The sequence below is a fragment of the Streptococcus sp. KCJ4932 genome (assembly GCF_004352745.1).
Taxonomy (GTDB): domain Bacteria; phylum Bacillota; class Bacilli; order Lactobacillales; family Streptococcaceae; genus Streptococcus; species Streptococcus ruminicola.
The window spans coordinates 1-16,765 of record NZ_SJWW01000021.1; the positions used below are offsets into that span (position 1 = coordinate 1).

The window sequence follows — 16,765 nt, forward strand, 5'->3', positions numbered from 1 at the left end:
TTCATTGTAAAGTGTTTCAACAAGTTTTGGTCGAATGCCTTCTACGGCAGAAATCGCTGAAAATTCTTCCAAACTAAGAGTTGCTTTTGAAACAACGTTAGCAGCAGCCTTAACAGTTGAAGTTGCAACTGTTTCAGTGGTCTTAGTTTTTATTTTATGTTTCTCAGCGCTGTTTGGATTATCTTATTCGAATATTGTTCTAAAGCTATTGATATCAATGATTTTGTTATTAATTTCGGTTAGCTTTTTCTCTGATAGAAAGAAAAGTGGAAAGAAAATTAATTATACTCACCATTGTATCCGCCTTCTTATTCATTTATTAATGATTGGGTGTCTATTCTTATGGTTTTAAAAATTTATGAATGTCATTTTATCTTTTTTCTTTAACTATAAAAAACAGCCAAGTAGGAATATTATAAAATGACAATTATTATTTGTGGCAAACTAAACTTTAGATTTTGCCCCGAATTTGCCACATTTTTAAAAGAACCAATAGGAGCAGTGAAGATTTCTTCCTATATAATGAGTATGGATAAAACCTTATATTTGGCGCTTTTAGATGCATTGGGAATCTTGATGCATAAATCAACTATGTTCAGCTAACAAAGCTTAATCAGACTTCGTTTCGTTAAAAAAACTTCCCTTTTGGGAAGTTTTTTTTATGCTTTTAAAAGTTTTTTGAGTAAACTTAGCTCTTTTGTTGACAATTATCTAGTGAGTGCTATAATGAACCTGTTAGCCGATTTAGCTCAGTCGGTAGAGCAACGCACTCGTAACGCGTAGGTCGTAGGTTCAATTCCTGCAATCGGCAGAAGAGGTAAAAAGCCCTAATTTTGGGGCTTTTTATGTTGTGATATTTTTGAGAGTTTAAACAGTTTCAGAAAATAGAAGGGGATTTTCTAAAAGTTTTTTAATGATTATTGGTTAAAAAGCTTGCTAAAATAGGCCCAATATGTTATCATTTTATGGTATGTGGTGTAAAACACCTATAATCTAAGTAGGAGGACGCAGATAAAATGGCTAAAGTTTGTTATTTCACAGGTCGTAAGACTGTATCAGGAAACAACCGTTCACACTCAATGAACAAAACTAAACGTGCAGTTAAACCAAATCTTCAAAAAGTTACTATTCTTGTAGATGGAAAACCTAAAAAAGTTTGGGCATCAGCTCGTGCGCTTAAATCTGGTAAAGTTGAACGCGTATAAAATAAAAGCCGAAAGGCTTTTTTCTTTGTTTTGTAGCCGTTAATTTTCCATAATTTTTTACAATACGGCTAATATATGGTAAAATAAACTGATAAAAACTTTTGAGGTAGTAAATATGACTGTGAAAATTAATACAAAAGATGGCCAAATTGAGTTATCTGACGACGTAATTGCAACTGTTGTTGGTGGTTCAGCAACAGAAATTTTTGGTGTTGTTGGTATGGCAAGTAAAAGTGCTCTTAAGGATAATTTTCAAGCGCTTCTGCGTAAAGAAAACTACGCAAAAGGTGTTGTTGTCAAATCAACAGAAAGTGGTATTTCAGTCGATGTTTACACTGTGATGTCATACGGTGTGAAAATTTCTGAAGTATCTAAGAACATTCAGGAACGTGTCAAGTTCAACCTCGAAAATCAACTTGGCCTTTCAGCAGACATGGTGAATGTTTACGTACAAAATATTAAAGTTGTAGGAGAAGATTAGTGTCAAATATTACAACAAGTTTATTCCAAGAAATGGTTCAAGCTGCTAGCACCCGTCTTGGAAATCAAGCAGAATATGTAAACTCCCTTAATGTTTTCCCTGTACCAGATGGTGATACAGGAACAAACATGGGAATGACAATTGAAAATGGTGCCAAAGAAGTTGCAGACAAACCTGCATCTACTGTTGGAGAAGTTGGACAAATCCTTTCAAAAGGTCTTTTGATGGGTGCACGTGGTAACTCAGGGGTTATTACATCTCAATTATTCCGTGGATTCGGTCAAGCAATCAAAGATAAAGAAGAATTGACTGGTAAAGACCTTGCACATGCCTTCCAATCAGGTGTTGAAGTTGCTTACAAAGCTGTTATGAAACCTGTTGAAGGTACTATTTTGACCGTTTCTCGTGGTGCTGCAACTGCTGCGCTTAAAAAAGCTGAAGAAACTGATGATGCTGTTGAAGTTATGCGTGCTGCACTTGATGGTGCAAAAGGCGCTTTGGCTAAAACACCAGAAATGCTTCCTGTTTTGAAAGAAGTTGGTGTTGTCGATTCAGGTGGTCAAGGTTTGGTCTTCATCTATGAAGGTTTCCTTGCTGCTTTGACTGGTGAATATATCGCTTCTGAAGATTTCAAAGCAACTCCAGCTGTTATGACAGAAATGATTAATGCTGAACACCACAAATCTGTAGCTGAACACGTTGCAACTGAAGATATCAAGTACGGTTACTGTACTGAAATCATGGTTGCTCTAAAACAAGGTCCTACTTACGTTAAAGAATTCAACTATGAAGAGTTCCAAGGTTTCTTGAGTGGCTTAGGTGATTCACTTATTCTTGTTAACGACGATGAAATTGCTAAAGTTCACGTCCACACAGAAGACCCAGGATTGGTCCTTCAAGAAGGTCTTAAATACGGTGCTCTTAAAAAAGTTAAAGTTGATAACATGCGTAACCAGCACGATGCTGTTCTTGAAAAAGATCAAGCTCAATCAGCAGCTGCTAGCCAAGAAGCAAAAGATTTCGCAATCGTTGCGGTATGTGCTGGTGATGGATTAGCTGACATTTTCAAATCACAAGGTGTTGACTACGTTATCTCAGGTGGCCAAACAATGAACCCATCTACAGAAGACATCTTGAAAGCTATTGATGCTGTTAATGCTAAAAATGTTATCATCTTGCCAAATAACAAAAACATCTTCATGGCTGCTCAATCAGCAGCAGAAGTGTCTGAAGTCCCAGCTGCAGTTGTTGAAACACGTACTGTACCTCAAGGATTTACAAGCTTGTTAGCCTTCAATCCAACTCAATCATTGGAAGAAAACGTTGAAGCTATGACTGCAAGCCTTTCAGATGTTGTTAGTGGTAGCGTAACACTTGCTGTTCGTGATACTTCAATTGATGGTCTTGAAATCCACCAAGATGACAACCTAGGTATGGTTGATGGTAAAATCGTGGTTTCAAACCCAGACATGACAACTACTTTGAAAGAAACATTCGCTAAAATGATTGACGAAGATAGCGAAATTATCACTATCTACGTTGGTGAAGATGGAAGCCAAGAATTGGCAGAAGAAATGGCTGATTACTTAGAATCGACTTACGAAGATGTAGAAGTTGAAATTCACGAAGGTAAACAACCAGTTTATCCATACTTGATGAGTGTTGAATAATTTCTTATTTAATATAAAAGATAGAAGAAAGCATTTCGGTGCTTTCTTTTTTTGTGTAAAAAATTTTCTTTTCTCCATAAAAGGCGTCAATTCAATATCTAATAAAAAGAAAATTGTTAACTAACAAAATTTTCTGAAAATTGTCTTGACTTTATTTTTTAAAGTGTTAACATGGTGTGTAAGATTTAATTGATAGGAGAAAACAGATGAGAAGTGACATGATTAAGGTAGGTGTGGATAAAGCACCAGCCCGTGGTCTTCTTTATGCAACCGGGCAAGTAAAATCTGCTAAAGACATGCAAAAACCATTTATCGCAATTTGTAATTCTTACATTGATATTGTTCCTGGACATGTTCATTTGCGTGAATTAGCAGATGTCGCCAAGGAAGCTATCCGTGAAATGGGTGGTATTCCTTTTGAATTCAATACCATTGGGGTAGACGACGGAATTGCTATGGGGCATATTGGGATGCGTTATAGCCTTCCATCTCGTGAAATCATTGCGGATGCTGCTGAAACAGTCATTAATGCGCACTGGTTTGACGGTGTTTTCTACATTCCTAACTGTGATAAAATTACGCCAGGTATGATTTTGGCAGCACTTCGTACCAACGTTCCAGCTGTCTTTTGTTCAGGTGGTCCGATGAAAGGTGGCGTTGATATGACAGGTCACCAAGCAACGCTATCAAGTCTTTTTGAAGCTGTCGGGACTTATCAAGCTGGTGATATGTCTAAGAAAGAATTGGATTATTTGGAACAAAATGCTTGTCCAACATGTGGTTCTTGTGCGGGTATGTTTACAGCTAATTCAATGAACTCTCTTATGGAAGTGCTAGGCCTTGCTCTTCCTGGAAATGGTACGGTTCTTGCGGTATCTGATCAACGTCGTGAACTTGTTCGTCAAGCTGCTAAACATTTGATGGACAATGTTAAAAATAACTTGCGTCCAAGAGACATTATCACTAAAGAAGCTATTGATGATGCTTTTGCTCTTGATATGGCTATGGGTGGTTCTACCAATACCGTTCTTCATACGCTTGCTATCGCACGTGAGGCGGGTATCGATTATAATTTAACAGATATCAATGAAATTGCTAAGAAGACGCCATATTTGTCTAAAATTGCACCATCAAGTGTTTATACTATGCACGATGTCCAAGAAGCAGGTGGTATCTCAGCTATTATTAATCAATTGATTAAAAAAGGTACTATCAAGGGTGATCGTATTACAGTTACTGGTAAGACTTTGAAAGAAAATGTAGCTGGTGCAGAAATTAAGAATGAAGAAATCATTCACCCGATTGAACATCCAATTTCTCCAGTAGGTGGTTTGTCAGTTCTTTACGGTAATATCGCACAAGACGGAGCTGTTATTAAAGTTGGTGGTGTTGACCCTTCTGTTAAAACATTCCGTGGTAAAGCGATTTGCTGTGATTCACAAGATGAAGCTCTTGAGTTGATTGATAATGGTACTGTTAAAAAAGGCCATGTAGTCGTTATTCGCTATGAAGGCCCACAAGGTGGTCCTGGTATGCCAGAAATGCTTGCGCCAACTTCTAAGATTGTTGGTCGTGGTCTTGGTAAAGATGTTGCTCTTATCACAGATGGTCGTTTTTCAGGGGCTACACGTGGGATTGCTATTGGTCACGTTTCACCAGAAGCTGCAGAGGGTGGGAATATTGCTCTCATCGAAGATGGTGATGAAATCTATATTGATTTGACAAATCGTACTATTGATTTACTTGTGGATGATGCCACATTAGAAGAACGTCGCAAACACTTGAAACCATTTAAGTCAAAAATCTCTAGTGGTTGGTTACGTCGTTACACTGCATTTGCGTCATCTGCGAACTTTGGTGGTTCAATGATGACTCAAGAAGAGTTTGAAGAACGTAAAGCAGAACGTGAAAAACAAGAAAATGAATAAGGCAGATTAAATATTTTTGAAAGTGTTCAAAATATTTGTTCACTTTCTCTTGCTTTATTTTTTTTAAATGTTATTATAGTAACAAGCTGTTGGAATTTTTAGATAATTCGGAATTTACATGAAAAGGAGGACTTTGTGAAACAGATTAGATTAAAAGAATCCAAGAATGGATCGGAATTATTATTGGAAACCTTGGCTAGTCTGGGGATTGATACGATTTTTGGCTACCCAGGTGGAGCCGTTCTGCCACTGTATGATGCGATTTATAACTTTGATGGTATTCGTCATATTTTGGCTCGTCATGAGCAAGGTGCCCTTCATGAAGCCGAAGGTTATGCTAAATCAACTGGTAAACTTGGTGTTGCTATTGTAACAAGTGGACCTGGTGCAACGAACGCCATTACTGGTATTGCAGATGGTATGAGTGATAGTGTTCCAATGCTTATCTTTACCGGTCAAGTCGGAATGTCTGGTATTGGTAAAGATGCTTTCCAAGAAGCTGATATTATCGGTATCACAATGCCAATCACGAAATACAATTATCAGATTCGTGATGTTGCAGATGTGCCACGCATTGTGACAGAAGCTGTTCATATTGCAACAACAGGTCGACCTGGTCCAGTTGTTATTGACCTTCCAAAAAATATTTCGGCTGCTAAAACAACAGTTTATAATGATCCTACTGTTGATCTTCCAAGTTACCAACCAACCTTGGAACCAAATGCTTTGCAGGTCAAGAAAATTTTGACTCAGTTGAAAAAGGCAAAACGTCCGCTGATTATCGCTGGTGGTGGTGTCAACTACTCAGGTGCTTCTAAGGAGTTAATTGCTTTTGCAGAACGCTATAACATTCCTGTTGTTTCAACCTTACTGAGTTTGGGTGTTATGCCAATTAGTCATCCCCTTTCTCTGGGGATGGGTGGCATGCATGGTTCATATGCGTCAAATATGGCTTTGACACAATGTGACTTTATGATTAACTTCGGGTCGCGTTTTGCAGATCGTTTGACTGGTAATCCAGCTACTTTTGCTAAAAAAGCAGTGGTTGCTCATGTGGATATTGATCCTGCGGAAATCGGAAAAGTCGTCAAGACACAAATTCCAATCGTTGGCGATGCCAAGCGTACACTACAGATTCTTCTAGAAGAAGATGAAGTTAAAACACGTCACGATGATTGGACAGAATCAGTTCTTGCTAATAAAGCTAAAGCGCCGTTTAGCTATGACTTTGATGAAACAGTTATCAAACCACAACATGCCATTGCTACAATTGGTAAAGTAACAGATGGCGATGCTATCGTGGTTACAGACGTCGGCCAACACCAAATGTGGGCAGCTCAATTTTATCCATATAAAAATGAGCGCCAATTGATTACATCTGGTGGTCTTGGAACAATGGGATTCGGAATTCCAGCTGCTATTGGTGCTAAGTTAGCGAATCCAGATAAAGAAGTTATTCTCTTTGTCGGTGATGGTGGTTTCCAAATGACAAACCAAGAGTTAGCATTGCTAAATGGTTATGGTGTTCCGATTAAAGTGGTTCTGATTAACAACCACTCACTTGGTATGGTTCGTCAATGGCAAGAATCTTTCTACGATGAACATCGCAGTGAGTCAACTTTTGATGATGAGCCAAACTTCCAAATGATGGCAGAAGCCTACGGCATTGCTCACCACAAATTTACTGATCCAAAAACATTGGAAGAAGACTTGAAAGTCATCACTGAGAATAAACCAATGTTGATTGAGGTTGCGATTTCTAATCGTGAACATGTTTATCCAATGGTTCCATCAGGTAAATCAAATAGTGAAATGTTGGGGGTGAAGTTTAATGCGTAGAATGTTGACAGCAAAGCTTCAAAATTCAACAGGTGTTCTTAATCGTTTCACAGGCGTCCTCTCACGCCGACAGGTTAACATTGAGTCTATTTCCGTTGGACAAACAATGGAAGACAATGTCTCTCGAATTACGATTATTATCGATGTTGAGAGTTTGGAAGAAGTTGAACAAATCATCAAACAATTGAACCGTTTGATTGATGTGCTTCGCGTTCGTGATATTACGGATATTCCACATTTGGAACGTGAAGTGATTTTAGTTAAATTGACAGCACCAACAAGCAAACGTGCCGAGATTTTAGCGGTTATTCAACCGTTTCGTGCAAGTGTTGTTGACGTAGCACCAAAATCAATTACTATTCAGGTAACTGGTGATGGTGATAAAATCGATGCTTTGCTTCGTGTTGTCAAACCTTATGGTATTCAGAATCTTGCCCGCACAGGTGCGACAGGATTCTCAAGAGATTTTTCTTGTTAAACAATTAATTTAGTTAACAGTTGCCTGGCCAGGCAGTTAAAATAAAAATAGAAAAGAGATATTTATTATGGCAGTAACAATGGAATACGAAAAAGACGTAAAAGTAGCAGCTCTTGATGGTAAAAAAATTGCCGTTATTGGTTATGGATCACAAGGTCATGCTCATGCTCAAAACTTGCGTGACTCAGGTCACGATGTTATCATTGGGGTTCGCCATGGTAAATCATTCGATAAAGCAAAAGAAGATGGATTTGATACTTATGAAGTAGCAGAAGCAACAAAACTTGCTGATGTTATCATGGTATTGGCTCCTGATGAAATCCAAGCTAAACTTTATGCTGAAGAAATCGCTCCAAACCTTGAAGCTGGTAACGCTCTTGGATTTGCACATGGTTTCAATATCCGTTTTGGATACATTAAAGCTCCAGAAACAGTAGATGTCTTCATGTGTGCTCCTAAAGGACCAGGTCACCTTGTTCGTCGTACTTACACAGAAGGATTTGGTGTACCAGCACTTTACGCTGTTTACCAAGATGCTACTGGTAATGCTAAAGACATCGCAATGGATTGGTCTAAAGGTATCGGTGCTGCACGTGTTGGACTTCTTGAAACAACATTTAAAGAAGAAACTGAAGAAGACCTATTTGGTGAACAAGCAGTACTTTGTGGTGGTTTAACTGCTCTTATCGAAGCTGGTTTTGAAGTTCTTACTGAAGCTGGCTATGCTCCAGAATTGGCTTACTTTGAAGTTCTTCACGAAATGAAACTTATCGTTGACCTTATCTACGAAGGTGGATTCAAGAAAATGCGTCAATCAATTTCAAATACAGCTGAATTTGGTGACTACGTATCTGGACCACGCGTTATCACTAAAGATGTTAAAGAAAACATGAAAGCTGTTCTTGCTGATATCCAATCAGGTAAATTTGCTGAAGACTTTGTTAACGACTACCAAGCAGGTCGTCCAAAACTTGAAGCATACCGTAAAGAAGCAGCAGCTCTTGAAATTGAAAAAGTGGGTGCTGAACTTCGTAAAGCAATGCCTTTTGTTAACCAAAACGATGACGATGCATTCAAAATTTATAACTAATTTTTGAAGAAATCCACTTATAAAAGGCCGATGTTTGTCATCGGTTTTTTATCTATTAATCAGCAATTTGTCATATAAAATATTTAGATATTAGAAGAGGTAGTTTATGATCTTAGCTAAGGATGTTGTTGACGCTTATGACGTCTTGAAAGATGTTGTTGAGCGTACACCCCTAGATTTTGACCGCTATTTGTCGGAAAAATATGGTGCAACTGTTTATCTTAAACGTGAAAACATGCAGAAGGTCCGTTCTTTCAAAATTCGTGGAGCCTACTATGCTATTCACCAATTATCAGAGGATGAAAAAAAACGTGGTGTAGTATGTGCTTCAGCTGGAAACCACGCTCAAGGTGTTGCCTTTACGTGTCATGAAATGAAGATTCCAGCAACAATTTTTATGCCAGTAACAACTCCGCAACAAAAAATTGGGCAAGTGAGATTTTTTGGTGGTCCTTATGTGACGATTAAGCTTGTTGGAGATACTTTTGATGCATCAGCTCAAGCAGCACAAGATTTTACAAAATCAGAAGGAATGACTTTTATCGATCCTTTTGATGATGAAAATGTGCAGGCTGGTCAAGGAACAGTAGCTTACGAGATTTATGAACAAGCTCAAGAAGAAGGCGTTACCTTTGACCAAATCTTTGTTCCAGTTGGTGGTGGTGGTTTGATTTCTGGTGTAGCCACTTATATCAAGGATGTTGCTCCTGAGATTGAAGTTGTTGGTGTGGAAGCCTCAGGTGCTCGTAGCATGCGTGCTGCTTTTGACAAAGGTCATCCTGTTAAATTGGAAGAAATCGATAAATTTGCTGATGGGATTGCAGTGCAAAAAGTTGGTGAAAAAACTTTTGAAGTTGCTCGTAAACATGTGGATAAATTAGTTGGTGTTGATGAAGGCTTGATTTCTGAAACACTTATCGACATGTATTCAAAACAAGGGATTATTGCTGAGCCTGCAGGAGCTTCTTCAATTGCAGCTCTTGAAGTGATGAAAGATGAGATTAAAGGGAAAACGGTCGTTTGTATCATTTCTGGTGGTAATAATGATATCAATCGTATGCAAGAGATGGAAGAACGTGCCCTTATCTATGATGGAGTGAAACATTATTTTGTGGTTAATTTCCCACAACGTCCAGGTGCCCTACGTGAATTTGTCAACAACATTCTTGGTCCAAACGATGACATTACGCGTTTTGAGTACATTAAACGTGCGAATAAAGGCACAGGACCTGTTCTCATCGGTATTACCTTAGGTGATAAAAATGACTACAATGATTTTATTGATCGTTTGTCTGGTTTTGATCCTTCATATATCAATTTACACGGGAATGAAAGCCTTTATAATCTATTAGTTTGATGCTAAAGTAAACTTCTGTTCTCTCTTAAAATTATTATTATATTGACAAGCAAGCCTAGTTGAACCTTACAGTTTGACTAGGTTTTTGCTTTATTTTTACTTGACTTTTTAAAGAAATAAAATATAATTGTATTAAGTTTTAAGTACAAAAGGAGATTTTTATGTTTTTAGTTCTTTTGGCAATTATTGCCTTACTTATTTTGGGTGTTATTGCTAGTACACTTTATGTGGTACGTCAACAAACAGTTGTTATTATTGAACGTTTTGGGAAATATCTAACAACATCTGGTAGTGGGATTCATGTTCGTTTGCCATTTGGCATTGATAAAATTGCTGCGCGAATTCAATTACGTTTGTTGCAATCTGAAATTGTTGTGGAAACTAAGACTAAAGACAATGTTTTTGTGACTTTGAATGTTGCCACACAATACCGTGTGAATGAACAAAACGTGACAGATGCTTATTACAAACTCATGCGTCCTGAAGCTCAAATCAAATCATACATCGAAGATGCTCTTCGTTCATCTGTTCCAAAATTGACTTTGGATGAATTATTTGAGAAAAAAGATGAAATTGCTCTTGAAGTGCAACACCAAGTGGCTGAAGAAATGTCAACTTACGGCTACATTATTGTTAAAACATTGATTACTAAAGTTGAGCCGGATGCTGAAGTTAAACAATCAATGAATGAAATCAATGCTGCGCAACGTAAACGTGTAGCGGCTCAAGAATTGGCTAATGCGGATAAAATTAAAATTGTAACAGCTGCGGAAGCTGAAGCTGAAAAAGATCGCCTTCATGGTGTTGGTATTGCCCAACAACGTAAAGCGATTGTCGATGGTCTAGCTGAGTCAATTCAAGAATTAAAAGATGCCAATGTCGGCATGACTGAAGAACAAATCATGTCTATTCTATTGACTAACCAATATCTTGATACCTTAAATACATTTGCGGCTAAGGGCAATCAAACATTGTTCTTGCCTAATCATCCAGAAGGTATTGAAGATATTCGCACACAAATTTTGTCATCATTGAAAGCTAAATAGTTAAAACTAAAAAAAGTCCCTATTGCAGACGGAAGGAATTGCAATAGGGACTTTTTGTCTGGCATTTTGTTAGGGATTGAAATAGGAGTTACATGTTTCTTTTATACCGTTTATATTCATGGATTATTTTCAGAGCACGTTTCCGTGTTTTGATATTGGGACTTTTAAGTCTGCGATATGCAGATGCTAAATCATTTTTTTCAGCCATACCAACCTCCTTAAATATAGATTTATTAACGTTAACATGAAGTAGTATAGCACAAATTGCTTAACTGGTAAAGTATTTACTGTAATTTGGCTTAAAATTAGTTTTTGGCACAAAAAAACACCCCTCCAAAAAAGGAAAGGTTGCTTTAAGTAATTATTTCAAGAAACGTTTTAAGAACTCTTTTGTACGTTCTTGTTGTGGGTGTTCGAAGATTTGTTCAGGTGTACCTTCTTCAGCGATAACACCTTTATCCATGAAGATGACACGGTCTGAAACATCTCTTGCGAATTCCATTTCGTGAGTGACGATAATCATTGTTAAACCTGATTTAGCGAGTTCTTGCATTGTTTTAAGAACTTCACCGACCATTTCTGGGTCAAGGGCAGAAGTTGGTTCGTCAAAGAGCATTGCTTCTGGGTTAACCGATAAGGCACGAGCGATTGCCACACGTTGTTTTTGACCACCAGAAAGTTGTTTTGGTTTAGCTTTCCAGTATTGCTCAGTCATACCAACTTTTGTAAGGTTTTCTTTAGCGATTTTTTCAGCTTCGCTTCGAGAACGTTTCAAAACAGTTGTTTGAGCAACAATGGCATTTTCAAGAACGTTTAAGTTTTCAAATAGGTTGAATGATTGGAAAACCATTCCGAGTTTTTCACGGTATTCTGTCAAGTTATAATCTTTTTCAAGAACGTTTTGTCCGTGGAAAAGGATTTCTCCAGCAGTTGGATCCTCCAAAAGATTGATAGAGCGGAGGAATGTTGATTTCCCTGAACCTGATGAACCAATGATAGAAATAACTTCACCTTTATTTACAGAAAGTGAAATATCTTTTAGGACCTCATTTTGTCCATAAGATTTTTTAAGGTGTTTAATTTCAATAATAGGTTGAGACATTATTTCACCTCTTTCGTTTGGTTTTGGTTAGCACCAGTTGTGTAAGTGTCCGCATCGAAACGACGTTCGATAAAGCGCAAGATGCGTGTCACTGTAAAGGTGAGAACAAAGTAGATAATAGCGATAATTGTAAATGTTTGGAAGTATTGATATGTTTGAGTTGCAACGGTATTACCTGAGAAGTAAAGTTCGACAACTGAGATAACATTCAATACTGAAGTATCTTTGATGTTGATGACAAATTCGTTACCAGTTGCTGGCAAGATGTTGCGGACAACTTGTGGAAGAACGATTTTGCGCATTGTTTGACCGTGTGTAAATCCAAGTGCTGTAGCAGCTTCGAATTGACCTTTATCAACAGCAAAGATACCACCGCGAACGATTTCACTCATGTAAGCACCAGTATTGATTGAAACAATAAAGATGGCTGCAAGAGTACGGTCGATTGAAATACCAAAGGCTTGAGCAGTACCGTAGTAGATAACCATTGCTTGTACAATCATCGGTGTACCACGGAAGATTTCGATATAAACGCTAAGTAACCAACCAAATACTTTTTGAAGACCAGCAAGGAATTTATTGGCAGCTTTTGGAGCTGTGCGGTAAACACCAATCAAAAGACCGATAAAGAGACCAACAACTGTACCGATGATAGAGATGAGAAGTGTAACTCCCGCACCACGTAGGAATTGGTTCCAGTTTTTCTCGAAGATTCCCCACATATCAGTGAAGAAATTACTCTTTTGATCTTTTTCAGACTTGTCAGCTGGTTGTTTTTCAATCATGTCATCCATGAGTTGCAAACGGTCATTATCAGAGATGCCAGCTAAAACGGCATTTACTTTAGCAAGTGTGTCAGTGTCATCTTTACGAAGACCAACGGCAATGGCTGTGTCTGCTTTAGATGTCGCAAAACCTTTGCCATCTTCAAAAGCAATCATCTTGAAGTCGCTATTTGCATTTTCAGCAGAGATAGCATCAGGACGTTCAGAAACATAACCATCAATAATACCAGATTCAAGTGCTTGACGCATTTGGTTGAAGTCACCCATAGCAGTTTCTTTTGAAGCGTCTTTGATTTGGTCAATCAAGTTGTAAAGGTAGACACCTTGTTGAGATGTTAATTTTGCACCAGCAAAATCTTTAAGTGATGTAGCTTGTGCAAAGTCACCTTTTTTAGAAACAACGATAACTGGGTAGCTTGTATAGTAACTATCTGAGAATGCAATTTCTTTCTTACGTTCAGCGGTAGGACTCATTCCGGCAGCAATCATGTCAATCTTTCCGGAAGTAAGTGCTGGAATTAATCCTGTCCAAGTAGTTTTGACAACGAGGAGTTCCTTGCCTAAGCTGTCTGCTATTTTCTTAGCTATTTGGACATCGTATCCGTTAGCATACTGGCTAGTTCCTTCGATAGGAACAGCTCCATTAGAATCATCATCTTGTGTCCAGTTAAATGGGGCATAGGCTGCTTCCATACCGACACGAAGATATTCGTCAGCGTTTGCGCTAGTCATTCCTCCAAAGAGAAGAAGAAGGGCTGCGAAACAACTTAAAAGTAACTTTTTCATTTAAGACTCCTGTCTATTCTTGTACCTTACTATTTTACAGGAAATAGGGTCTGATTTCAACACGATAGACCCAAAAATAGAATATTTATACAATATATTATGATAAAATAGGGATATAAGAAAGGAGTAGGAGATCATGAAAAAATTAAGAATATTTTTACTAGCAATCGCTACTGTTTTAGGATTATCAGTTCCAGTTTTTGCTGATAGCGATGTTGACTATAGTATCAGCAATTATGATGGTGTTTTAGCGATACATGATGATAATGCTGCTGATTTTTATCAGACTATTACTTATCGCTTTGATTCCTCGTACAATGGGCAGATGGTGACTTTGGGAGAAGCCGGTCACATGCCAGAAGGTTTTTCGGTTAATAATCAACCTGAAGTTTCAGCTGAGGTTAACGGTGTTAGTCGGACGGTTAGACCAGTGGTAAATGACCTTGGTGATGGTTACCAAGTGAAAATCTACAATTCTGGTTCCAGCGGGGACATTGTAACTGTTAAGCTACACTGGAAACTATCGCATTTACTATTCCCTTATCAAGATGTCGCTGAACTCAATTGGGTACCAATTAGTGATTGGGATGAAACCTTGAAGCATGTTACTTTTACAGTCTTAACAGATAAAACAACTGCTAATCGCAAACTTTGGGCTCATAGAGGTTACTTGAAATCGGTAAATGTTGAAAAATTACCTGATGGTTATCGAATTACGGCTGAAAATGTTGATGGAAAGTTAGAGTTGCACGCTTACTGGGATAAAGCTATTTTGACAACTCCTGCAACCATTGCAAGTAAACGTAAAGCAGCTATTATCAAGCAAGAAGCAAAAATTGCTCGTAAAAGTCAGTTGCTTAAAGTGGTATTGTTTTACCTTGTGCCAGCTCTTGTTATTATTTTGATTGTTTTGGCTTGGATTTTCTTTATTACAGGTAAAAGATTGGCTAAGAAATATGAAAAATTTAGTCATGATAGTCGTTCTTATGAAGCGCCAGAAGATTGGTCACCTTTGCTAATCATGCAGTATATCTATGATGTTGATTTGCAAGATACAGATACCAAAGGAAGTCCAATTTCACAAAAATTTAAATTTGAAACTGCCATGCAGGCGACTTTGCTTGATTTGATTGATCGTCATGTGATTACTGCAAGCGATGAGGAATTAACTTGTCATCTGGATGAGCCAATGACAAGCTATGAAGCAGAAGTAATTGATATGGCATTTGGTGGAAAAGAGACCATAAAAATTGAAGACTTGTTTGCAGATTATCGTTTTGATGATGATTTGGTAGATAACTATAAGAAGAAATACAAAGGTCATACTTTAGAAACAAAATTAAACAGTCTTGGTGAAGCTTTCAATGATCGCTATCTTGCTAAACTTGAACAAATTACTGACTTAGTTAATCAAGAAATTTCACAAAAAGCTTTACCAGAAATTCGTGAGAACTTAAGTGATGGTATCGCTAAGAAATTTGAATATGCAAAAGGTCTCCTATTCCTTATCTTGATACCTGTTGGTATTGGTTTAATCTATCTTTTGTTTAATCTAAATCTAGTTTTTCTTGCTTATGGTCTTTTGTTAGCTTTGGTTGTTTTGAGTTTGGTCATTATCATGGTTAAATCTCATTATTACAAAGTTCATGGTATGATAACTGCTGAAGGACAACAACGTATTCAAGCTTGGGTTAGCTTTACTAATATGATGCGAGACATTAACAAATTTGATAAGGTTGATTGGCAAGGTGTTGTCGTCTGGAATCGTATCTTGGTTTATGCGACTCTGTTCGGCTATGCCAAACAAGTTCAAAAATTCCTTAAAATTCATAACATTAAACTTGCTAGCGAATCAGACTTTATGATGAATCCTGAAATTGGCTACCTTATTGGTATGCAAACTCATCGTTTGGGAATGGCTAGTCAAAGTGCTGATTCAGCTGCGCATTTCTCTGTATCATCTGGTAGTTCAGGCTCTAGTGGTGGATTCTCCGGTGGTGGCGGAGGCGGAGGCGGCGGAGCATTTTAAAATGCTTTCAAATCTGCTATAATTGAGGGGATATTAAATTAAGGAGAGCTTATGTTATTTTTCGAACTACTTAAGGCTATCTTTTTAGGGGTAGTTGAGGGAATTACAGAGTGGTTACCTGTTTCAAGTACAGGACACCTGATTTTGGTTCAAGAATTTATTAAATTGAATCAAGATAAAGCGTTTTTGGACATGTTTAACATTGTCATTCAATTGGGAGCTATCCTAGCGGTTATTGTGATTTACTTTAAACGTTTGAATCCATTCCAGCCAGGAAAAACAGCGCGTGAAGTTCAGTTGACATGGCAGCTATGGTTAAAAGTTGTTATTGCATGTATTCCATCAATTTTAATTGCAGTACCTTTTGATGATTGGTTTGAAGCACACTTCAACTACATGATTCCAATCGCAATTGCCTTAATTGTTTACGGGATTGCATTTATCTGGATTGAAAAACGAAATGCTAATATTGAACCTGAAGTGACTGATCTTGCTCGCATGCCTTATTTGACAGCCTTTTGGATTGGATGCTTCCAAGTTCTAAGTATCGTTCCAGGAACAAGTCGTTCAGGAGCAACAATCCTTGGAGCCATCATTGTGGGAACAAGTCGTTCAGTTGCAGCTGACTTCACTTTCTTCCTTGCTATTCCAACTATGTTTGGTTACAGTGGTTTGAAAGCTGTTAAGTTCTTCTTAGACGGAAATGTTCTAAACTTTAGCCAATTCTTGATTTTGATGGTGGCAAGCGTTACAGCTTTCCTTGTCAGCCTATACGTTATCCGCTTCTTGACTGATTATGTTAAGAAACACGATTTCACTATTTTTGGTAAATATCGTATCGTTTTAGGAACAATTCTTATTCTATATAGCATTGCCAAATTTATCTTTTAAAAAAGCCAGCAGCCCTTGTCAGGGCTGCTTTTTGTGACGTAAAAATTGAAAAAACAAGACTTTTCTTGTATAATAAAA

The 16,765-nt window shown here is 37.7% G+C and carries 15 protein-coding genes, 1 tRNA gene and 1 pseudogene; 13 read left to right on the forward strand and 4 right to left on the reverse strand.

Going from position 1 to position 16,765, the window contains the following annotated elements:
* A pseudogene (locus tag E0E02_RS09565) lies at positions 1–153 on the reverse strand (helix-hairpin-helix domain-containing protein); the annotation flags it as partial.
* Positions 154–420: 267 nt separating this feature from the next.
* Between E0E02_RS09565 and E0E02_RS08640 the strand changes: the two are divergent.
* From E0E02_RS08640 to E0E02_RS08690, 11 genes are all read left to right on the forward strand, one after another.
* Positions 421–603 (forward strand): hypothetical protein, encoded by a 183-nt coding sequence (locus tag E0E02_RS08640; RefSeq protein ID WP_133018388.1) that lies wholly within the window; start codon positions 421–423, stop codon positions 601–603.
* 135 nt (positions 604–738) lie between these two features.
* Positions 739–811: transfer RNA gene (locus tag E0E02_RS08645), tRNA-Thr, on the forward strand.
* A gap of 205 nt (positions 812–1,016) precedes the next feature.
* Positions 1,017–1,205, forward strand: a complete 189-nt coding sequence (gene rpmB / locus E0E02_RS08650; RefSeq protein WP_021141651.1) for a 50S ribosomal protein L28 — start codon at positions 1,017–1,019, stop codon at positions 1,203–1,205.
* A 115-nt stretch (positions 1,206–1,320) separates the two neighbouring features.
* Positions 1,321–1,686 (forward strand): Asp23/Gls24 family envelope stress response protein, encoded by a 366-nt coding sequence (locus E0E02_RS08655; RefSeq protein WP_003063261.1) that lies wholly within the window; start codon positions 1,321–1,323, stop codon positions 1,684–1,686.
* Positions 1,686–3,356, forward strand: coding sequence for a DAK2 domain-containing protein (locus E0E02_RS08660; RefSeq protein WP_133018389.1), 1,671 nt, complete (start codon positions 1,686–1,688; stop codon positions 3,354–3,356). The genes E0E02_RS08655 and E0E02_RS08660 overlap by 1 nt, the downstream gene beginning before the upstream one ends.
* Positions 3,357–3,562: 206 nt before the next feature.
* Positions 3,563–5,284 (forward strand): dihydroxy-acid dehydratase, encoded by a 1,722-nt coding sequence (gene ilvD / locus E0E02_RS08665; RefSeq protein WP_133018390.1) that lies wholly within the window; start codon positions 3,563–3,565, stop codon positions 5,282–5,284.
* A 135-nt stretch (positions 5,285–5,419) separates the two neighbouring features.
* The gene (locus E0E02_RS08670) at positions 5,420–7,123 is read left to right on the forward strand and encodes an acetolactate synthase large subunit (RefSeq protein WP_074603787.1); all 1,704 of its coding nucleotides are present in this window, start codon (positions 5,420–5,422) and stop codon (positions 7,121–7,123) included.
* Positions 7,116–7,601 (forward strand): acetolactate synthase small subunit, encoded by a 486-nt coding sequence (gene ilvN / locus E0E02_RS08675; protein ID WP_074565204.1) that lies wholly within the window; start codon positions 7,116–7,118, stop codon positions 7,599–7,601. The genes E0E02_RS08670 and ilvN overlap by 8 nt, the downstream gene beginning before the upstream one ends.
* A 67-nt stretch (positions 7,602–7,668) precedes the next feature.
* Positions 7,669–8,691 carry a ketol-acid reductoisomerase gene (gene ilvC / locus E0E02_RS08680; protein WP_006530986.1) on the forward strand — a complete coding sequence of 341 codons (1,023 nt, stop codon included), beginning with the start codon at positions 7,669–7,671 and terminating at the stop codon, positions 8,689–8,691.
* 106 nt (positions 8,692–8,797) lie between these two features.
* Positions 8,798–10,048, forward strand: coding sequence for a threonine ammonia-lyase IlvA (gene ilvA, locus E0E02_RS08685; protein WP_133018391.1), 1,251 nt, complete (start codon positions 8,798–8,800; stop codon positions 10,046–10,048).
* 161 nt (positions 10,049–10,209) lie between these two features.
* Positions 10,210–11,094, forward strand: a complete 885-nt coding sequence (locus tag E0E02_RS08690; RefSeq protein WP_074965545.1) for an SPFH domain-containing protein — start codon at positions 10,210–10,212, stop codon at positions 11,092–11,094.
* Positions 11,095–11,182: 88 nt separating this feature from the next.
* Here the strand turns inward: E0E02_RS08690 and E0E02_RS08695 are convergent, their stop codons facing one another.
* The 3 genes from E0E02_RS08695 to E0E02_RS08705 form a co-directional block, all read right to left on the reverse strand.
* Positions 11,183–11,302, reverse strand: coding sequence for a putative metal homeostasis protein (locus tag E0E02_RS08695; RefSeq protein ID WP_093816040.1), 120 nt, complete (start codon positions 11,300–11,302; stop codon positions 11,183–11,185).
* A 153-nt stretch (positions 11,303–11,455) separates the two neighbouring features.
* Positions 11,456–12,196 (reverse strand): amino acid ABC transporter ATP-binding protein, encoded by a 741-nt coding sequence (locus E0E02_RS08700; RefSeq protein WP_133018392.1) that lies wholly within the window; start codon positions 12,194–12,196, stop codon positions 11,456–11,458.
* Positions 12,196–13,767: an ABC transporter permease subunit gene (locus E0E02_RS08705; RefSeq protein ID WP_039696024.1), complete on the reverse strand. Its 1,572-nt coding sequence runs from the start codon at positions 13,765–13,767 to the stop codon at positions 12,196–12,198. Before E0E02_RS08705 ends, E0E02_RS08700 begins: the two co-directional genes overlap by 1 nt.
* Positions 13,768–13,903: 136 nt before the next feature.
* On the opposite strand from E0E02_RS08705, the gene E0E02_RS08710 reads away from it, so the two are divergent.
* Both E0E02_RS08710 and E0E02_RS08715 read left to right on the forward strand, forming a co-directional pair.
* Positions 13,904–15,796 carry a DUF2207 domain-containing protein gene (locus E0E02_RS08710; RefSeq protein ID WP_206282027.1) on the forward strand — a complete coding sequence of 631 codons (1,893 nt, stop codon included), beginning with the start codon at positions 13,904–13,906 and terminating at the stop codon, positions 15,794–15,796.
* A gap of 51 nt (positions 15,797–15,847) precedes the next feature.
* On the forward strand, positions 15,848–16,687 hold the full coding sequence (locus E0E02_RS08715; protein WP_039696026.1) for an undecaprenyl-diphosphate phosphatase: 840 nt from the start codon (positions 15,848–15,850) through the stop codon (positions 16,685–16,687).
* Positions 16,688–16,765: the final 78 nt, after the last annotated feature.

Coding starts and splice junctions, on each gene's coding strand:
- E0E02_RS08705 (WP_039696024.1), bottom strand. CDS start 13,767: ATGAAAAAGTTACTTTTAAGTTGTTTCGCAGCCCTTCTTCTTCTCTTT.
- E0E02_RS08715 (WP_039696026.1), top strand. CDS start 15,848: ATGTTATTTTTCGAACTACTTAAGGCTATCTTTTTAGGGGTAGTTGAG.
- E0E02_RS08655 (WP_003063261.1), top strand. CDS start 1,321: ATGACTGTGAAAATTAATACAAAAGATGGCCAAATTGAGTTATCTGAC.
- E0E02_RS08710 (WP_206282027.1), top strand. CDS start 13,904: ATGAAAAAATTAAGAATATTTTTACTAGCAATCGCTACTGTTTTAGGA.
- ilvC (WP_006530986.1), top strand. CDS start 7,669: ATGGCAGTAACAATGGAATACGAAAAAGACGTAAAAGTAGCAGCTCTT.
- E0E02_RS08695 (WP_093816040.1), bottom strand. CDS start 11,302: ATGGCTGAAAAAAATGATTTAGCATCTGCATATCGCAGACTTAAAAGT.
- ilvD (WP_133018390.1), top strand. CDS start 3,563: ATGAGAAGTGACATGATTAAGGTAGGTGTGGATAAAGCACCAGCCCGT.
- rpmB (WP_021141651.1), top strand. CDS start 1,017: ATGGCTAAAGTTTGTTATTTCACAGGTCGTAAGACTGTATCAGGAAAC.
- E0E02_RS08690 (WP_074965545.1), top strand. CDS start 10,210: ATGTTTTTAGTTCTTTTGGCAATTATTGCCTTACTTATTTTGGGTGTT.
- E0E02_RS08640 (WP_133018388.1), top strand. CDS start 421: ATGACAATTATTATTTGTGGCAAACTAAACTTTAGATTTTGCCCCGAA.
- ilvA (WP_133018391.1), top strand. CDS start 8,798: ATGATCTTAGCTAAGGATGTTGTTGACGCTTATGACGTCTTGAAAGAT.
- E0E02_RS08700 (WP_133018392.1), bottom strand. CDS start 12,196: ATGTCTCAACCTATTATTGAAATTAAACACCTTAAAAAATCTTATGGA.
- ilvN (WP_074565204.1), top strand. CDS start 7,116: ATGCGTAGAATGTTGACAGCAAAGCTTCAAAATTCAACAGGTGTTCTT.